This window comes from Enterobacter cloacae complex sp. IR5428, from assembly GCF_049238585.1.
GTDB lineage: Bacteria > Pseudomonadota > Gammaproteobacteria > Enterobacterales > Enterobacteriaceae > Enterobacter > Enterobacter intestinihominis.
On the sequence record NZ_JBMKHV010000015.1, the window covers coordinates 17271 to 35060 of the forward strand.

Annotated in this window: 17 protein-coding genes; 8 read left to right on the top strand and 9 right to left on the bottom strand. The window is 53.7% G+C overall.

Features of this window, described 5'->3' with window-relative positions; translation table 11 throughout:
• The first annotated feature begins 287 nt into the window (after positions 1-287).
• Together acnB and yacL are read left to right on the top strand one after the other, a co-directional pair.
• Positions 288-2885 carry a bifunctional aconitate hydratase 2/2-methylisocitrate dehydratase gene (acnB, locus tag ACOTXC_RS18810; protein WP_022647068.1) on the top strand — a complete coding sequence of 866 codons (2598 nt, stop codon included), beginning with the start codon at positions 288-290 and terminating at the stop codon, positions 2883-2885.
• Between the two features lie 183 nt (positions 2886-3068).
• Complete coding sequence (yacL, locus tag ACOTXC_RS18815; protein ID WP_022647069.1) at positions 3069-3431, top strand: protein YacL; 363 nt, start codon at positions 3069-3071, stop codon at positions 3429-3431.
• A gap of 31 nt (positions 3432-3462) precedes the next feature.
• Here yacL and speD read toward each other — a convergent pair whose 3' ends face one another.
• From speD to ACOTXC_RS18830, 3 genes are all read right to left on the bottom strand, one after another.
• Positions 3463-4257 (bottom strand): adenosylmethionine decarboxylase, encoded by a 795-nt coding sequence (gene speD, locus ACOTXC_RS18820; protein WP_022647070.1) that lies wholly within the window; start codon positions 4255-4257, stop codon positions 3463-3465.
• Complete coding sequence (gene speE, locus ACOTXC_RS18825) at positions 4258-5127, bottom strand: polyamine aminopropyltransferase (protein WP_022647071.1); 870 nt, start codon at positions 5125-5127, stop codon at positions 4258-4260.
• A 101-nt stretch (positions 5128-5228) separates the two neighbouring features.
• Complete coding sequence (locus tag ACOTXC_RS18830) at positions 5229-5576, bottom strand: YacC family pilotin-like protein (RefSeq protein ID WP_003856306.1); 348 nt, start codon at positions 5574-5576, stop codon at positions 5229-5231.
• Between the two features lie 145 nt (positions 5577-5721).
• Here ACOTXC_RS18830 and cueO point away from each other — a divergent pair, with 145 nt between their 5' ends.
• A complete protein-coding gene (gene cueO, locus ACOTXC_RS18835; RefSeq protein ID WP_421767900.1) occupies positions 5722-7281 on the top strand; it encodes a multicopper oxidase CueO in 1560 nt (519 codons plus the stop codon).
• Between the two features lie 86 nt (positions 7282-7367).
• Here cueO and ACOTXC_RS18840 read toward each other — a convergent pair whose 3' ends face one another.
• Positions 7368-9758 (bottom strand): glucose/quinate/shikimate family membrane-bound PQQ-dependent dehydrogenase, encoded by a 2391-nt coding sequence (locus ACOTXC_RS18840; protein ID WP_063146435.1) that lies wholly within the window; start codon positions 9756-9758, stop codon positions 7368-7370.
• 206 nt (positions 9759-9964) lie between these two features.
• Here ACOTXC_RS18840 and hpt point away from each other — a divergent pair, with 206 nt between their 5' ends.
• A complete protein-coding gene (gene hpt / locus ACOTXC_RS18845) occupies positions 9965-10501 on the top strand; it encodes a hypoxanthine phosphoribosyltransferase (RefSeq protein WP_193547995.1) in 537 nt (178 codons plus the stop codon).
• Between the two features lie 64 nt (positions 10502-10565).
• Here the strand turns inward: hpt and can are convergent, their stop codons facing one another.
• Complete coding sequence (gene can, locus ACOTXC_RS18850) at positions 10566-11228, bottom strand: carbonate dehydratase (protein WP_003856301.1); 663 nt, start codon at positions 11226-11228, stop codon at positions 10566-10568.
• A 107-nt stretch (positions 11229-11335) separates the two neighbouring features.
• Here can and ACOTXC_RS18855 point away from each other — a divergent pair, with 107 nt between their 5' ends.
• The 4 genes from ACOTXC_RS18855 to ACOTXC_RS18870 all read left to right on the top strand — a co-directional run bounded on the left by ACOTXC_RS18855 (position 11336) and on the right by ACOTXC_RS18870 (position 14886).
• Entirely contained in the window at positions 11336-12262 is a 927-nt protein-coding gene (locus ACOTXC_RS18855) for an ABC transporter ATP-binding protein (RefSeq protein WP_003856300.1), read from the top strand.
• Positions 12259-13029, top strand: coding sequence for an ABC transporter permease (locus tag ACOTXC_RS18860; protein ID WP_022647074.1), 771 nt, complete (start codon positions 12259-12261; stop codon positions 13027-13029). Before ACOTXC_RS18855 ends, ACOTXC_RS18860 begins: the two co-directional genes overlap by 4 nt.
• A 105-nt stretch (positions 13030-13134) precedes the next feature.
• Positions 13135-13575, top strand: a complete 441-nt coding sequence (locus ACOTXC_RS18865; protein WP_022647075.1) for a PTS sugar transporter subunit IIA — start codon at positions 13135-13137, stop codon at positions 13573-13575.
• Between the two features lie 63 nt (positions 13576-13638).
• On the top strand, positions 13639-14886 hold the full coding sequence (locus ACOTXC_RS18870; protein WP_032670914.1) for a polysaccharide deacetylase family protein: 1248 nt from the start codon (positions 13639-13641) through the stop codon (positions 14884-14886).
• A 3-nt stretch (positions 14887-14889) separates the two neighbouring features.
• On the opposite strand, the gene ACOTXC_RS18875 is transcribed toward ACOTXC_RS18870, so the two are convergent.
• The 4 genes from ACOTXC_RS18875 to ACOTXC_RS18890 are packed head-to-tail and all read right to left on the bottom strand — an operon-like array spanning position 14890 to position 17772.
• Positions 14890-15975, bottom strand: a complete 1086-nt coding sequence (locus ACOTXC_RS18875; protein ID WP_421767901.1) for a fimbrial protein — start codon at positions 15973-15975, stop codon at positions 14890-14892.
• Positions 15976-15995: 20 nt separating this feature from the next.
• Complete coding sequence (locus tag ACOTXC_RS18880) at positions 15996-16598, bottom strand: fimbrial-like protein (RefSeq protein WP_022647078.1); 603 nt, start codon at positions 16596-16598, stop codon at positions 15996-15998.
• A 14-nt stretch (positions 16599-16612) separates the two neighbouring features.
• Positions 16613-17176: a hypothetical protein gene (locus ACOTXC_RS18885; RefSeq protein ID WP_023299346.1), complete on the bottom strand. Its 564-nt coding sequence runs from the start codon at positions 17174-17176 to the stop codon at positions 16613-16615.
• A gap of 26 nt (positions 17177-17202) precedes the next feature.
• Positions 17203-17772: a fimbrial protein gene (locus ACOTXC_RS18890; RefSeq protein ID WP_126291421.1), complete on the bottom strand. Its 570-nt coding sequence runs from the start codon at positions 17770-17772 to the stop codon at positions 17203-17205.
• Positions 17773-17790 lie beyond the last annotated feature (18 nt).

A 17790-nucleotide genomic window follows, 5' to 3' on the forward strand; every position in this document is an offset into this window, starting at 1 on the left:
AACCGGAGCGTCCGGATAAAGAGTGTGAGTATTTATTACACAATTATATCGGATAGCTGAAAAGGCGACGGGAAAGAGGACAAGATTCGCCTCGTCTCCCCGCTACACCATGCTTAACGATTCAGCAAATAATTTAATGTTGCTTTTTTGTAAACAGATTAACACTGTGCAGAAATCCTGCTATGCTGCCCGACGCGGTATCGGGCATTTACCCTACAAACTGCTGTCTCACAGGAGCGTGAAGAGAACGCCCGCCGCATATGACAATGAGAGCGAGGAGAACCGTCGTGCTAGAAGAATACCGTAAGCACGTAGCAGAACGTGCCGCCGAGGGAATTGTACCCAAACCTTTAGATGCAACCCAAATGGCCGCGCTCGTCGAGCTGCTGAAGAACCCGCCTGAGGGCGAAGAAGAATTCCTGTTAGATCTGCTGATCAACCGCGTACCGCCTGGCGTAGATGAAGCTGCCTACGTAAAAGCCGGATTCCTTGCTGCTATCGCCAAAGGCGAAGCCACCTCCCCACTGGTTACTCCTGAAAAAGCCATTGAACTGCTCGGCACCATGCAGGGCGGCTATAACATTCATCCGCTGATTGACGCGCTGGACAACGAAAAGCTGGCACCGATTGCTGCCAAAGCGCTCTCTTCAACGCTGCTGATGTTCGATAACTTCTACGATGTAGAAGAAAAAGCCAAAGCAGGCAACGTTTACGCGAAGCAGGTGATGCAGTCCTGGGCCGATGCCGAATGGTTCCTGAACCGCCCTGCGCTTGCTGAAAAAATTACCGTGACCGTCTTTAAGGTTACCGGTGAAACCAACACCGATGACCTCTCTCCGGCTCCGGACGCGTGGTCTCGTCCTGATATCCCTCTGCACGCCCTGGCGATGCTGAAAAACGCCCGCGAAGGCATCGAGCCGGATCAGCCGGGTAGCGTTGGCCCGATTAAACAGATCGAGGCGCTTCAGGAGAAAGGTTTCCCGCTGGCCTACGTCGGTGATGTGGTTGGTACCGGTTCTTCCCGTAAATCCGCCACCAACTCCGTGCTGTGGTTCATGGGCGACGACATTCCGCACGTGCCGAACAAGCGCGGCGGCGGCCTGTGCCTCGGCGGCAAAATTGCGCCAATCTTCTTCAACACCATGGAAGATGCGGGCGCTCTGCCAATTGAAGTGGACGTGAGCAACCTGAACATGGGCGACGTGATTGACGTTTACCCGTATAAAGGCGAAGTGCGCAACCACGAAACCAACGAACTGTTGGCAAGCTTCGAGCTGAAAACCGACGTGCTGATCGACGAAGTGCGTGCCGGTGGCCGTATTCCGCTGATTATTGGCCGTGGCCTGACCACCAAAGCGCGTGAAGCGCTGGGTCTGCCGCACAGTGACGTGTTCCGTCAGGCGAAAGACGTGGCGGAAAGCAATCGCGGCTTCTCGCTGGCACAGAAAATGGTCGGTCGCGCCTGCGGCGTCGCTGGTATCCGTCCTGGCGCGTACTGCGAGCCGAAAATGACCTCCGTGGGCTCTCAGGACACCACCGGTCCAATGACCCGTGATGAACTGAAAGACCTTGCGTGCCTGGGCTTCTCGTCTGACCTGGTGATGCAGTCCTTCTGCCACACTGCGGCATATCCGAAGCCGGTTGACGTCACTACGCACCACACGCTGCCTGACTTCATTATGAACCGTGGCGGTGTCTCCCTGCGTCCGGGCGACGGCGTTATCCACTCCTGGCTGAACCGCATGCTGCTGCCGGATACCGTGGGTACCGGCGGTGACTCCCATACCCGTTTCCCGATTGGTATCTCCTTCCCTGCGGGCTCCGGTCTGGTGGCGTTTGCCGCAGCGACCGGCGTGATGCCGCTGGACATGCCTGAATCCGTGCTGGTGCGTTTCAAAGGCAAAATGCAGCCGGGCATCACTCTGCGCGACCTCGTTCACGCAATCCCGCTGTATGCCATCAAACAGGGTCTGCTGACCGTTGAGAAGAAGGGCAAGAAAAACATCTTCTCTGGCCGCATTCTGGAAATTGAAGGTCTGCCGGATCTGAAAGTTGAGCAGGCGTTCGAGCTGACCGATGCCTCTGCCGAGCGTTCTGCGGCGGGCTGTACCATCAAGCTGAACAAAGAGCCGATTATTGAGTATCTGACCTCCAACATCGTGCTGCTCAAGTGGATGATTGCGGAAGGCTACGGCGACCGCCGTACGCTGGAGCGTCGTATTCAGGGCATGGAAAAATGGCTGGCGGATCCGCAGCTGCTGGAAGCTGACGCTGACGCAGAGTACGCGGCGGTGATCGACATCGATCTGGCGGATATCAAAGAGCCAATCCTGTGTGCGCCAAACGATCCGGACGATGCGCGTCTGCTCTCTGACGTACAGGGCGATAAGATCGACGAAGTGTTCATCGGCTCCTGTATGACCAACATCGGCCACTTCCGTGCTGCCGGTAAGCTGCTGGATACTCACAAAGGCCAGCTGCCGACCCGTCTGTGGGTGGCGCCGCCAACCCGTATGGATGCGGCGCAGCTGACCGAAGAGGGCTACTACAGCGTGTTCGGTAAGAGCGGGGCGCGTATTGAAATTCCGGGCTGCTCCCTGTGCATGGGCAACCAGGCGCGCGTGGCCGACGGTGCGACAGTGGTTTCCACCTCCACCCGTAACTTCCCGAACCGTTTGGGTACCGGGGCGAACGTCTACCTGGCTTCTGCGGAGCTGGCAGCGGTTGCGGCGCTGATTGGCAAACTGCCAACGCCGGAAGAGTACCAGACCTTTGTGGCTCAGGTAGATAAGACGGCGGTGGATACCTATCGCTATCTCAACTTCGACCAGCTCTCTCAGTACACCGAGAAGGCTGACGGGGTGATCTTCCAGACGGCAGTATAAACACCAACCCCTCACCCCTAACCCCTCTCCCCAAAGGGGCGAGGGGGATTTTATTCCCTCTCCCTTTGGGAGAGGGCCAGGGTGAGGGGTATTTTTTTTATTTTCATTCCTCCCACCTCTCCCGCTTTTTTTCTTCCTCTCTGCTGCGATAATTACCCTAATGGCTTTGCAGAGGAAAACGCTATGGATTACGAATTTTTGCGCGACATCACCGGCGTGGTGAAAGTGCGAATGTCGATGGGGCACGAAGCCGTTGGACACTGGTTTAACGAAGAGGTGAAAGAGAACCTCGCGCTGCTGGATGAAGTCGAACAGGCAGCGGAAACGGTGAAAGGCAGTGAACGCTCCTGGCAACGCGCCGGACACGAATACACCCTGTGGATGGATGGCGAAGAGGTGATGGTGCGTGCCAACCAGCTTGAGTTCTCGGGTGATGAGATGGAAGAGGGGATGAGCTACTACGACGAAGAGAGCCTGTCGCTGTGCGGTGTGGAAGATTTCCTGAAAGTGGTGAACGCCTACCGCGACTTTATGAAACAGAAGTAACTCCCCGAAGCGTCCCTGCTTCGGGCCACGATTACACGGTCGGAATGTTACGGCCGTAGTAAATTTCGCGCATCTCTTTCCAGAGCAGGTCGGTAATGACCTTACGCTCTTCTTCGCTTAAATCTTCCGGCTTCGTGTGGAACATGTAGTGCTTAAGGTCGAATTCCTTAAGTAACATTTTGGTGTGGAAGATATTCTCCTGATAGACGTTCACATCCATCATGTCGTATAGCGACTTCATGTCGTCGGACATGAAGTTCTGAATGGAGTTGATCTCATGATCGATGAAGTGCTTCATGCCGTTGATATCACGGGTAAAACCGCGTACGCGATAATCAATAGTGACGATATCGGATTCCAGCTGGTGGATTAAATAATTCAACGCATTCAGCGGTGAAATCACGCCGCAGGTCGACACCTCGATATCCGCGCGGAAGGTACACAGTCCGCCTTCCGGGTGGCTTTCCGGGTAGGTGTGCACGCAGATATGGCTTTTATCCAGGTGGGCGACAACCACTTCTGGCAGCGGGCCGGGGTGCTCGGTTTTGTCGATAAGCTGCGGGTCAACCGGCTCTTCACTGACCAGAATGGTGACGCTTGCTCCCTGCGGCTCGTAATCCTGGCGCGCGATATTCAGGATGTTGGCGCCGATAATCGAGCAGGTCTCTGTCAGGATCTCGGTCAGACGGTTGGCGTTGTAGAGTTCATCGATATAGGCGATATAACCATCGCGCTCTTCTGCTGTTTTGGCGTAGCAGATATCGTAAATACAAAAACTCAGGCTTTTGGTCAGATTGTTAAAGCCATGCAGTTTAAGCTTTTTCAATTAGTTCACCTCCTTTGAGGACAGCGCGTCTTGCAGATATTGAGGCAACGCAAAGGCTGCGGTGTGGATCGCCGGGTTGTAGTATCGGCATTTGAGTCCGGCCTGGTGGAAGCGGGCCTGGATAATTTCGGTGGAGAGATGGCGCAGGACGTCGTTATCCGTCGCCCAGGCAAAGGTCATGATCCCGCCGTAGTAAGTGGGGATCGCCGCCTGGTAGAAGCTGACGTCAGCAAAATAGGTGCTCAGCTTACGGTGGCTATCAAGCGCTTCATCCTGTTGCAGGAAGCAAACGCCGTTTTGCGCCACAAAAATCCCGCCAGGCTTCAGGCAGCGCTTGCAGCCTTCGTAAAACGACGAGGTAAACAGCGACGCGCCGGGGCCGATAGGGTCGGTACAGTCAGAGATAATGACATCAAACGTTTGCGTGGTCTGGTTAACAAAATTGACGCCATCGTCGATAACCAGATTAAACCGCGGATCGTCATAGCTGCCAGCATTGTGGTTGGGCAGATACTGGCGGCAGAACGACACCACACCGGCGTCGATTTCCACCATGGTGATGGTTTCGACATTCTGATGGCGAGAGACTTCACGCAGCATCGCGCCGTCGCCGCCGCCGATAATCAGCACGTCCTTCGCGTGGCCGTGGGCCAGCAGCGGGACGTGGGTCATCATTTCGTGATAGATAAACTCGTCGCGCTCGGTGGTTTGCACCACGCCGTCCAGCGCCATCACGCGGCCAAAGGCGGCGTTTTCGAAGATTATCAGATCCTGATGATCGGTTTTCTCATGATAGAGCACGTTATCCACGGCAAAATACTGACCAAACTGGTCATGCAGCGTTTCTTGCCATACCGTTTTTTCGGTCATGGGGAGCACCTCCTTCGTTAGCATCCATTACATCCGGCAGATGGGCGCAACACAACACCGCCGTGAAGCGGTTAGCGGGTCAACAAGGGGCGTCGGGAAGGTTACTTCACGTAGGCGAGCAGGCTGAGTGAATCGCGAGCCAGCGCTTTGCATTTTTTAGCAGTGGGAATGCCAATACCGCTTAAATCACGGTAGCTGTCTTCACCGAGCGCCTTCATGTCGAAGCTGTCGTAGTTGCTGAGGTCCCATTGGTTCTGCTGGGCAAAAAAGACCAGTGCGCGACGAATTTGCCCATTGGGTAAATTCTGGTAACCACAATCGTTTTTCAGAAAAACAAAAACTGCCGTCAGATCGGCCATATCTTCCGCTTCGTTTTCACTTAGCGCGTAACTGTTCGCACACATCGCCATCAGGCTGGCGAACAAAATTGTTCTGAAAAACGTCTTCATTGCCTTTACCACTGCATCACGGAAAATTAACGTTAGCATACTTGATGCCAGGCCGACGATCTTTATTATTGCCGCCGTGCTTGACCTTCCGGTAAGGGGAGGGTTTATGCTCAAAAGATCGCCTGCTGGAAATAAGGAAATGCACATGCAACGTCGTGATTTTTTAAAATTTTCTGCCGCGCTGGGGGTTGCCAGCGCGTTACCGCTCTGGAGCCGCGCCGTTTTTGCCGCCGACAGACCTGCTTTACCCATACCTGAATTACTCGCCGCAGATGCCCGCAGCCGCATTCAGCTTGTGGTGCAGGCCGGTAAAACCACGTTCGGTCAGCACGCCGCCACGACGTGGGGTTATAACGGCAATTTGCTCGGCCCTGCGTTGCAGTTACGCAAAGGGAAGGCGGTGACGGTAGACATTCATAACACGCTTACGCAAGAGACCACGCTGCACTGGCATGGGCTGGAAGTCCCGGGCGAAGTGGATGGGGGGCCTCAGGGCGTCATCAGGCCTGGTGGTAAACGCAGCGTCACCTTTACTCCTGACCAGCGTGCGGCGACCTGCTGGTTCCACCCGCATCAGCATGGCAAAACGGGCCATCAGGTGGCGATGGGGCTGGCCGGTCTGGTGCTGATTGAAGACGATGAAAGCCGCCTGCTGCGCCTGCCAAAACAGTGGGGGATCGACGATGTCCCGGTGATTGTGCAGGACAAAAAATTCAGCGCTGACGGGCAAATTGACTATCAGCTGGACGTAATGAGCGCGGCGGTAGGCTGGTTTGGCGATACGCTGCTGACCAACGGCGCAATCTACCCGCAGCATGCCGCGCCAAAAGGCTGGCTGCGTTTACGCCTGCTAAATGGCTGTAACGCCCGCTCGCTGAACTTCGCCACCAGCGATAAACGCCCGCTGTATGTGGTGGCAAGCGACGGCGGCCTGCTGCCGGAACCGGTGAAGGTGAGCGAGCTGCCGATGCTGATGGGCGAGCGCTTCGAGGTGCTGGTGGATATCAGCGATGGCAAAGCGTTTGACCTGGTGACTCTGCCGGTCAGCCAGATGGGGATGGCCGTTGCGCCGTTTGATAAACCCCATCCGGTCCTGCGCATTCAGCCGCTACAGATCGCCGCTTCCGGTACGCTGCCGGACGCCCTCACCACGCTACCCACACTCCCGTCGCTGGACGGGCTTACGCAGCGTAAACTTCAGCTCTCCATGGACCCGATGCTCGACATGATGGGCATGCAGGCGCTGATGAAGAAGTACGGCAATCAGGCCATGGCGGGAATGCACCACGGCCAGATGATGGGCCATATGAATATGGACCACGGTAAAATGGGCGGCATGGATCACGGCGGCCATGGTTTCGATTTCCACAACGCCAACCGCATCAACGGCAAAGCGTTCGATATGAACACGCCCATGTTCGCCGCCACGAAAGGGCAGTTTGAACGCTGGGTAATTTCAGGCGAAGGCGACATGATGCTGCACCCGTTCCATATCCACGGCACGCAGTTCCGTATTCTCTCTGAGAACGGTAAAGCGCCGGACGCGCATCGCCGGGGCTGGAAAGATACGGTGAGGGTGGAAGGCGGTGTCAGCGAGGTGCTGGTGAAGTTCGATCACGAAGCGCCGAAAGAGTTTGCCTATATGGCCCACTGCCATCTGCTGGAGCATGAAGATACGGGGATGATGCTGGGCTTTACCGTATAAAAAAAGCCGGGTGGCGGCTTCGCCTTACCCGGCCTACATAGGACACCCGAAAGCCCGGTATGCGTTAGCGCCACCGGGCTTTTTCATTACTTAGCGTCGTCAGGCAGTGCATACGCGACAATATAGTCGCCCATCTTCGTGCCAAACGAACCGTGACCACCTGCGGAGATGACAACGTACTGCTTGCCATTCACTTCATAGGTCATCGGCGTAGCCTGTCCACCGGCTGGCAGACGGCCTTGCCACAGTTTTTCACCGTTGGTCATGTTGTACGCGCGCAGGTAGTTATCTGCGGTTGCCGCGATGAACAGCACGTTACCGGCGGTGGAGATTGGGCCACCCAGCATTGGCATACCCATATTGAACGGCACTGGAACAGGCATCGGGAACGGCATGCTGTCCTGTGGCGTACCAATACGTTTCTTCCAGACGATCTTGTTGGTCTTCAGATCCAGACCGGAGATGTAACCCCAGGCAGGCTGTTTACACGGCAGACCGAACGGAGAAAGGAACGGATTCAGGGTCACACCATAAGGAACGCCATACTGCGGCTGGATACCGGCTTCGGTACCGCTGCCTTTCGCATCTTTAGGCTGCTCCATTGGGTTACCCGGACCGCGTGGGATCAGACGGGAAACGAACGGCAGCGCCATTGGGTTAGCGATGGCGACCTGACGGTTAGGGTCAACGGAGATCCCACCCCACTCGAACATCCCCAGGTTACCCGGGAAGACCAGCGTGCCCTGCTCTGACGGCGGCGTGAAGATGCCTTCATAGCGCAGCTGGTGGAACATCACGCGGCATACCAGCTGGTCAAACATCGTGGCACCCCACATGTCTGCACCGCTGAGGTCTTTCTCCGGACGGAAACTCAGATCAGAGAACGGCTGCGTTTTGGTAACGTAGTCGCCTTTAGCCGCGCCCTGCGGAACCGGTTTTTCCGGCGCAGGAACAACCAGCTTACCGTTGCTGCGATCCAGCACGAAGATGTTGCCGGTTTTGGCCGGGGCGTAAATCACCGGAACGGTTTTACCGTTAACGGTAATGTCCGCCAGCGTCGGCTGGGACGGCATATCCATATCCCACAGATCGTGGTGAACGGTCTGGTAGCTCCATGCCAGTTTACCGGTCGTTGCGTTCAGCGCCACGATGGAGCTGGCGTAACGTTCCTGCTCCGGCGTACGGTTACCGCCCCAGATATCCGGCGTGGTCACGCCCATCGGCAGGTAAACCAGGTCCAGCTTCGCGTCATACGCTGCCGGTGCCCAGGAGTTCGGTGAGTTAAAGGTAAAGGTGTGTTCATCCGATGGGATCGCGTTGGGATCTTTCGCGCCCGGGTCGAAGGCCCACAGCAGTTTACCGGTGTTCACGTCGAAACCACGGATAACGCCGGAGGTTTCGCGGGTAGAGAAGTTATCCGTTACCGAACCGGCAATCACGATGGTTTTATCGGTAATGATTGGCGGGGAGGTCGGCTCATACAGACCCGGCGTAGTGTCCGGCATGTTGGTCTGAAGATTCAGAATGCCTTTGTTAGCGAAGGTTTCGCACAGCTTACCGGTCTCAGCGTTGATGGCAAACAGGCGGCCATCGTTCACCGGCAGCATAATGCGGCGAGGACAGTCGGCAATGACTTCCGGGCTGGCATTATCAGCGCGCGCTTCGTGGTAAGAGACGCCGCGGCAGGTGATGTGCTGGAACGACGGGTTGGAGTTCAGCTGTGGATCAAAGTGCCATTTCTCTTTACCGGTGGCCGCGTCGAGCGCGAACAGACGCTGGTGCGCCGTACACAGGTAGAGCATGTTGCCCACTTTAATCGGGGTCACTTCGTTGGTCAGCTCACCCGGATCGTTTGGCATCTTCAGGTCGCCGGTACGGAATACCCAGGCTTCCTTCAGGTTTTTCACGTTGTCAGCGTTGATCTGCTTCAGCGGGGAGTAACGTTGACCTTCCTGATTACGACCATAGGCTGGCCAGTCGCCGTCAGCCACCTGCGAGATAGCCGCAGCCGGCGTGGATTCAGTGTTCAGCGTACCGTGGATCTCCTGCGGGTCGTTGAATCCGGCCCAGGTCAGGATGCCGCCACTAATCAGCAGGGCAACGATCAGACCGGCTACAGCACCACTGGAAGGGACGATCAGACGACGCCAGACAAACGGCAGGATCAGCCAGATACCGAAGAAGACCAGAATGTCGCTGCGCGGCGTCAACGCCCAGAAGTCGAACCCGACTTCCCAGACGCCCCAGATCATGGTTGCGAGCAGTAACGCTGCGTACAGCCACAGAGCAGATTGTTTTCTGCGTAAAAGCAGGACGGTTACGCCAACCATAACCAGACCCGCAATCGGGTAGTACCAGGAGCCGCCAATCGCGACCAGCCATACGCCACCGATTAACAAATACAGCGCGCAGAATGCGGCAAACGCGGCTGTTAATGTCACCAGTAGACGCGGCTGTTTAGTTTTTGTTTCAGCCATAGAAAAGTACTCGTCAGTTTTGTTAATTATTTGCTAGCAATTAATTATAGGTATTAACAACTGTGATCGGAATCACAAATATTGCTTTTTATAACTCATACGCCAGGCTTATCCATTTACTGGTATAATGGCTGGCTTGCGTATCGATGCCGGAACGAGAGTCATCCGCATTGAGAGATTTTCACTAAAATCATTTGGTTAGTAATATGAAACATACTGTTGAAGTGATGATCCCGGAAGCCGAGATCAAAGCGCGTATCGCCGAACTGGGTCGTCAAATCACCGAACATTACAAGGACAGCGGCAGCGAAATGGTGCTGGTCGGTCTGTTGCGTGGTTCTTTCATGTTCATGGCAGACCTGTGCCGTGAAGTGCAGGTGCCGCACGAGGTCGATTTTATGACCGCCTCCAGTTACGGCAGCGGCATGTCCACAACCCGTGATGTGAAAATCCTGAAAGATCTGGATGAAGATATTCGTGGCAAAGATGTGTTGATTGTTGAGGACATCATCGACTCCGGCAACACGCTCTCTAAAGTGCGTGAGATCCTGAGCCTGCGTGAACCAAAATCACTGGCGATTTGTACCCTGCTGGATAAGCCTGAACGCCGTGAAGTGCACGTGCCGGTGGAGTTCGTTGGTTTCTCCATCCCGGACGAATTCGTGGTGGGTTACGGCATTGATTACGCGCAGCGTTATCGCCATCTGCCGTATGTTGGGAAAGTAGTGATTCTGGACGAATAATTGCGGGCTGATGCCCTCACCCCAGCCCTCTCCCACAGGGAGAGGGTGAAAACCCCCGGCTTTGTTATTTATGGTTCACATGCTTAAGCTTGAGGTTGGCAATTCCCGAGCGGTAACGCTGTTCCAGCGTTTCGCGGTTGGTGGCGGTCACTTCCAGATTGCGCAGCAGACCGTCGTGAATACCGTACGCCCAGCCGTGGATGGAGACCTTCTGCCCGCGTTTCCAGGCAGACTGCATAATCGTCGAGTGGCCCAGGTTATAGACCTGCTCCATTACGTTCAGCTCACACAGGGTGTCGAGACGGCGCTCCTGCGGCATTTCGCCCAGCAGTGAGCTATGTTTGAACCAGATATCACGAATGTGCAGCAGCCAGTTATCGATTAACCCCAGCTCTGTGTTTTCGACCGCCGCCTGCACGCCGCCGCAGCCGTAGTGGCCACAAATAATGATGTGCTCAACCTCAAGAACGTCAACGGCGTACTGCACAACCGAAAGGCAGTTGAGATCGGTATGAATAACCAGGTTAGCCACATTGCGGTGAACAAACAGTTCGCCAGGTTCAAGACCCGTCAGACGTTCGGCGGGGACACGGCTGTCAGAACATCCAATCCAGAGAAAGCGCGGGTTCTGCGCTTGCGCGAGTTTTCCAAAAAATCCGGGGTCTTCCTCCACCAGCATTTTTGACCATAGTGCATTGTTGCTGATGAGTGTATCTATGTCGTTCATGGAGGTTAGCGACCTGTAACCAAGTGATTGCGTTGCGCTACTATAGGGTAACCCGACTTTTAATGAAACCACACAACGTGTGTCAGAACTTAAGGTAAGTTGAATTCATGGCGATTGCACTGGAGCTTGAACAGCTCAAAAAAACCTACCCGGGGGGCGTTCAGGCGCTGCGCGGGATAGATCTTAAAGTCGAAGCGGGAGATTTCTACGCGCTTCTGGGGCCGAACGGGGCGGGGAAATCCACCACCATCGGGATCATCAGCTCGCTGGTCAATAAAACCTCCGGCCGCGTCAGCGTGTTTGGCTACGATCTGCAAAAAGATGTGGTCAACGCCAAGCGTCAGCTGGGGCTGGTGCCGCAGGAGTTCAACTTCAACCCGTTTGAGACGGTACAGCAGATTGTTGTTAACCAGGCGGGTTACTATGGCGTTGAGCGCAAAGAGGCGCTTGAGCGCAGCGAAAAGTATCTGAAACAGCTCGACCTGTGGGAGAAGCGTAACGAACGCGCGCGGATGTTGTCCGGGGGGATGAAGCGCCGCCTGATGATTGCCCGCGCGCTGATGCACGAGCCAAAGCTGCTTATCCTTGATGAGCCGACTGCTGGCGTGGATATTGAACTGCGTCGTTCCATGTGGGGCTTCCTGAAAGATCTGAACGATAAAGGCACCACCATCATTCTGACCACGCACTACCTGGAAGAGGCGGAAATGCTGTGCCGCAATATCGGCATCATTCAGCACGGTGAGCTGGTGGAAAACACCTCGATGAAGAATCTGCTCTCCAAGCTCAAATCAGAGACCTTTATCCTCGATCTGGCGGCGAAAAGCGCGCTGCCGAAACTGGAAGGCTACAACTATCGCCTGGTCGATACCTCGACGCTGGAGGTAGAAGTGCTGCGCGAGCAGGGTATCAACAGCGTGTTCTCACAGTTGAGTGCGCAGGGCATTCAGGTATTAAGCATGCGTAACAAAGCAAACCGACTGGAAGAGCTGTTTGTCTCTCTGGTGCACGACAAACAAGGAGACAAGGCATGACGCATCTTTACTGGGTCGCGCTGAAAAGCATCTGGGCAAAAGAGATTAACCGCTTTATGCGTATCTGGGTGCAAACCCTGGTGCCGCCGGTGATCACCATGACGCTCTACTTCATCATTTTCGGTAACCTGATTGGCTCCCGCATTGGTGAGATGCACGGTTTTACCTATATGCAGTTTATCGTGCCGGGCCTGATCATGATGGCGGTGATCACCAACGCTTACGCGAACGTAGCGTCGTCGTTCTTTAGCGCCAAGTTCCAGCGCAACATTGAAGAGCTGCTGGTGGCCCCGGTGCCAACGCATGTGATCATCGCCGGTTACGTGGGCGGCGGCGTAGCGCGCGGGCTGTGCGTGGGGATTCTGGTGACGGCGATTTCGTTGTTCTTCGTCCCGTTCCAGGTGCATTCGTGGCTGTTCGTGGCGCTCACATTATTGCTGACGGCGATCCTGTTCTCCCTCGCCGGGCTGCTGAACGCGGTGTTTGCTAAAACGTTTGATGACATCAGCCTGATCCCGACCTTCGTGCTGACGCCGCTGACCTATCTGGGCGGGGTGTTTTACTCCCTGACGCTGCTGCCGCCGTTCTGGCAGGCGCTGTCGCACCTGAACCCGATTGTCTACATGATCAGCGGCTTCCGCTTTGGCTTCCTCGGCATTGCCGATGTCCCGCTGTTCACCACCGTTGTGGTGCTGGTGGTGTTTATCGTGGCATTCTATCTGCTGTGCTGGTATCTGATCCAGCGCGGACGCGGGCTGCGTAGCTAACCTTCTGCCCGGCGACGTTCTGTTTGCCGGGCACTTTCTTTGACAGTTATCACCGTAAACTAACCTTCACCTGGATAAACTACTCGCCTGCTAAGGAGAGACGTTATGCTGGGATGGGTGATCACCTGCCACGATGAAGAGGCACAGGAAATGCTGCTTAAGCTGGAGGCCCGATTTGGCCCCCTGGCGCAATGTCGTGCGGTAAATTACTGGCGAGGGCTGAGCACCAATATGCTCAGCCGAATGATGTGTGACGCGCTGCATGAAACCGACACCGGCGATGGCGTGATTTTTCTCACTGACAGATCCGGCGCGGCGCCATACCGTGCGGCTGCCCTAATGAGCCATAAGCACGATAACTGTGAAGTAATCTCCGGTATCAGCCTGCCTTTACTCGAAGCGATGTATCCGCTGCGCGCAACGTTGAGCAGCGCTGAGTTTCGTCACGCCATTGTGGCGCAGGGCTCGCCGGGCGTGAGCAGCTTGTGGCACCAGCAGCAGAAGAACCCGCCTTTTGTTCTGCTTCACGATCTGTATAAGCATTAAACATTGGTATTGATGCCGCTTTTGTTACAATGGCGGCTGATTTTCTGTGTCGATTTATATTCCATGCTCAAGCGCGTTATCTTTATCCTTCTGCTCGTGGTTTCCGGTGGTGCGTCTGCCAGCCTGACCAGCCAGCAAGGCCTTCCTGCTCAGTATATGCAAACCACCGAAGATGCGGCCATCTGGGCGCAGGTGGGAAATGCCGTTGTGAATGTGGGGAATGTCCGCGCCGGGCAGATCCTCGCTGTCTTTCCGGCCGCGGCGGATTACTATGAATTTCGTTTCGGATTCGGTACGGGGTTTATTGATAAAGACCACCTTGAAAAAGTTCAGGGCAAACAACGCGTTGAGGATAGCCTGGGTGACTTGAACAAGCCGCTCAGTAATCAAAACCTCATTACCTGGAAAGACACGCCGGTTTATAACGCCCCCAGCAGCGGAAGCGCGCCCTTTGGCACCTTAAGCGCTAATCTTCGCTATCCGATTCTGAATAAGCTGAAAGACCGCCTGAACCAGACCTGGTTCCAGATCCGTATCGGTAATCGTCTGGCATGGGTAAGCAGCCTGGATGCGCAGGAAGATAACGGGCTACCGGTTCTGACCTACCATCATATTTTGCGTGATGAAGAGAACACCCGTTTTCGACATACCTCCACGACGACCAGCGTACGTGCGTTTAATAATCAGATGGCCTGGTTACGCGATCAGGGCTACACCACGCTGACGATGTACCAGCTTGAAGGGTACGTGCGTAACAAGATGAACCTGCCCGCGAAAGCGGTGGTGATCACCTTTGATGATGGCCTCAAATCGGTGAGCCGCTATGCGTATCCGGTGCTGAAAGAATATGGCTTCAACGCGACGGCGTTTATAATTTCATCCCGAATCAAAGGCCATCCGCAGAAGTGGGATCCAAAATCGCTACAGTTTATGAGCGTTCAGGAAATCAAGGGCATCCAGGATGTGTTCGACATTCAGTCTCACACTCATTTCCTGCATCGCGTGGATGGCTATAAACACCCCATCCTGTTGAGCCGTAGCTATCACGTGATCCTGTTTGATTTTGAACGCTCACGTCGTGCACTGGCTCAGTTCAACCCGCGCGTATTGTATGTGTCGTATCCATTTGGCGGCTATGACAATAAAGCGATAAAGGCAGCGAATGACGCTGGTTTTCATCTGGCAGTGACGACGATGAAAGGGAAGGTGAAGCCGGGGGATAATCCGTTCCTGTTGAAGCGTTTGTATATCTTAAGAACGGATTCACTGGAGACGATGTCGCGGCTGATCAGTAATCAGCCGCAGGGATAGCGGTTAGTCGTATGAAAGGGTGAATACGCCGGTGGCTTTAAACGACCCCGGTTTCACTGTGTTTCCGTTTGCTACCAGTTGAGCAACATAATTAATTTGCTTGGATTCAGGGGTTTGGTAATCCGTTATGACATAGGATGAGTCAGGATTGTTCGGCAGAAGTTGAGAGGTTCCGTTATACATGATTTTCACGCCTGCGCCCTCAGCTCCGGACGTAAGCGTATTACCAAGAAGATCATTGTTTTTTCCGGTTAGCTTTGAGGTGGTGAGTTTGGTTGTGATATTTGCCACACCGGTACAATTGCTTAAGCTAATGGAAAAAGGGATATCCTTAACCCGATTGTTTTTAATGTCTGAAACATAATATTCCCCCAGGTTAACATTATTAGTCCCATCCGATAGCATGGCCATATCGCAGGTTGGAAGAACGATCGGGATCTGGAATGAGTCCTCGTTGACCACAAATGTCCATGGTCGGTTGTTAGTATCATCTGGATTACCAATAGCCATTTTACCCAGAGTGCCGGGTTTGGGTCTGATTGCGGTTTCTTTGTTCGGGTTGCCTCTGTAACCTTCATCAATATAAATTTGAACTGAGGTGTTTATCCATTTTCTATCCCAGGGGTCAGACTTACCTGAGGATGCAACGGTAGTCCAGCCAGTAGTATTCATAGCGAAGTAACCACCCATACCTCCAGTGCTTTCTGCGGTGTGCACCCTTACGGAATAATAAATACCCGGAATATTTGTTTCAAACATAGCCCTGCCATAACTGCTCCCCATCAGCAAGGTCGGGTTTGTTTGTGACACGAGGTTAAAACCATCGTCCCCCATACCACATTCGGCCTGAATGCCTGGTGTCAGGTTAACGTTAAAAAGAGTACTGGCATAATTACCCGGAGGGGGAAGACGTACGGTGCCACCTGAGTAGTCAGAATTGATCAGCGTGGTTGTGCCGCCTTTTCCATTATTCATGCGGCACTCATCTGCCCAGCAGGAGTGGCTGAGGGTTAATAACGCGCTCGCCATGGCAAACGCCATTGTGCCTTTCACGTTGAAACCCTGTCTTATAAAGTTGAACATTCTCATCCTTTTTCCTGTTCTGATTATTATTCGTAAGTGACGTCAACCAATACTTTACTGGTAACGACACCACCAGCCACTACGCCAATATTTTGATATCGGGCATAGAACTGATAATCCGTTAAAAATGCAGTATCCTGACCGCTTACGTCATAAGTGATTTTTGACGTGCCGTCGTTGTTTAAAACATTCTTTTTATATTTTTCAGAGAAAACGACGACGCCGACATTTTTTGCCGCGCCTGCGGCGGTATCATCACTTTTGAAAACCTGATTTTGTCCTGGCCAGAAACCCGACTGCGGCGAAAAGCTAAAACTCAGCTTTTTAGCCGTACCGCTGTCTCCATAGCAATCATCTACATGGATCTTAAAAGGCGTACCGCCTGCATCATCGGTTGCAGTAAAACGATCGCTACCATCCGGGTTATAAAACCAACTGCGCATCGCATTGGGGAGATAAATTTCGCCGTCATTTTCCACGGTCATCTTACAGGTGCTATTAACAATGTTAGCGGTAATATTTACGTCTAATCCTGAGCTTGCCTGGCTTACGCCAGGCAAGATGCCACCAGCCAAGCCCATAAGCAACACAAGACCGGGCTGGTATAAAATAAACGGTGATTGTTGCATACTGGTTCCTGGTATTATGGATAAGCGATAGTGAACGTGACTGGCGCAGTAACCGCCCCCGCGCCTACATCAGCAATGGTTTGGCCTTGCCCGATAACGATACGGGAATTCATCGGGAATTCACCGGTACCATCAGTAATGGTGACATCCTTAGCAGCCGGAGGCGTGTTACAGCTCATAAGCTCGCCAGTATCGACAACACCCGACCAGATCTCAAAGCCCGTTGCTAAGCCGCCAGAGTAAGAATCACCCGTCTTGTTGACGCCACTGCATTCACCACCAGCGCCTTTCGCAGCGGACACCGTTGCCTTGGTTACTCCAGAACAGTTGGTGAAACTAATCTTGAGCGGCTCGACACGGGTTTTGTTCACCAGATCGGATTTGTATACGTCGCCGAACGCAATTTCAGTGGAGGCTGTGCCTGCATCGTTAAGTACTTTTGCGGTACATGTGCCTGATACAATTTTTGATTTAATCGTTAATTCGACACTAGGGGTGCCTGTAATTGCTGCGCTTGCCATTCCCGAGAACAGAAGAGCAGAAACGGACAGGGCGATAAAAGTAGAATTGAATTTCATAATGTTGCTCCGTTTTCCTGCACTAATCACTCGTAGCTAAATTCAAAGGTCGCCACGGCCTGAAAATCACCAATGGTCATCCTGTTTTCCTGTGTTTCACGTAAGGTGGCCACCAGAGCAACTTCCTTATTCTGGATTTCTGTCGGACTCCAGACCAGGCGCTCTGAATCCAGGGTTGAGTTAATGATAAAAGGAGTATTTGGTGCATCGGCTCTGGCGATTTCAGCCGCAGAGTAATCAGCGCCACCGTTAGTTTTTGCAATCTGGTTAACAAGGCCGCTAGCTAAATAACCTGATTTGGTTCCTTTTACGGTTGTTTTTAACGAGGTTAGCGACGCCGGGCATTCAACGAGCACAATTTTGAAATTGGCATTTGCCGTTCCGGCTTTGACATCATCTAAACGTACCTGACCGTTATTACCGATAGTCAGCGTTTGCTGCGTATCTGAACCCGTACCGCCGACCAGTTTCATATCGCAAGTGGTTTCGCGGATATTGGCAGTGAAGTTAACATTGAGATCGGCTGCCGCAGCAGAACCTGACATCGCTAACATTGCTAATGCGATTAATGAATAACCGCAATGATTTTTCTTCATATTATTTCCCATGGGTGT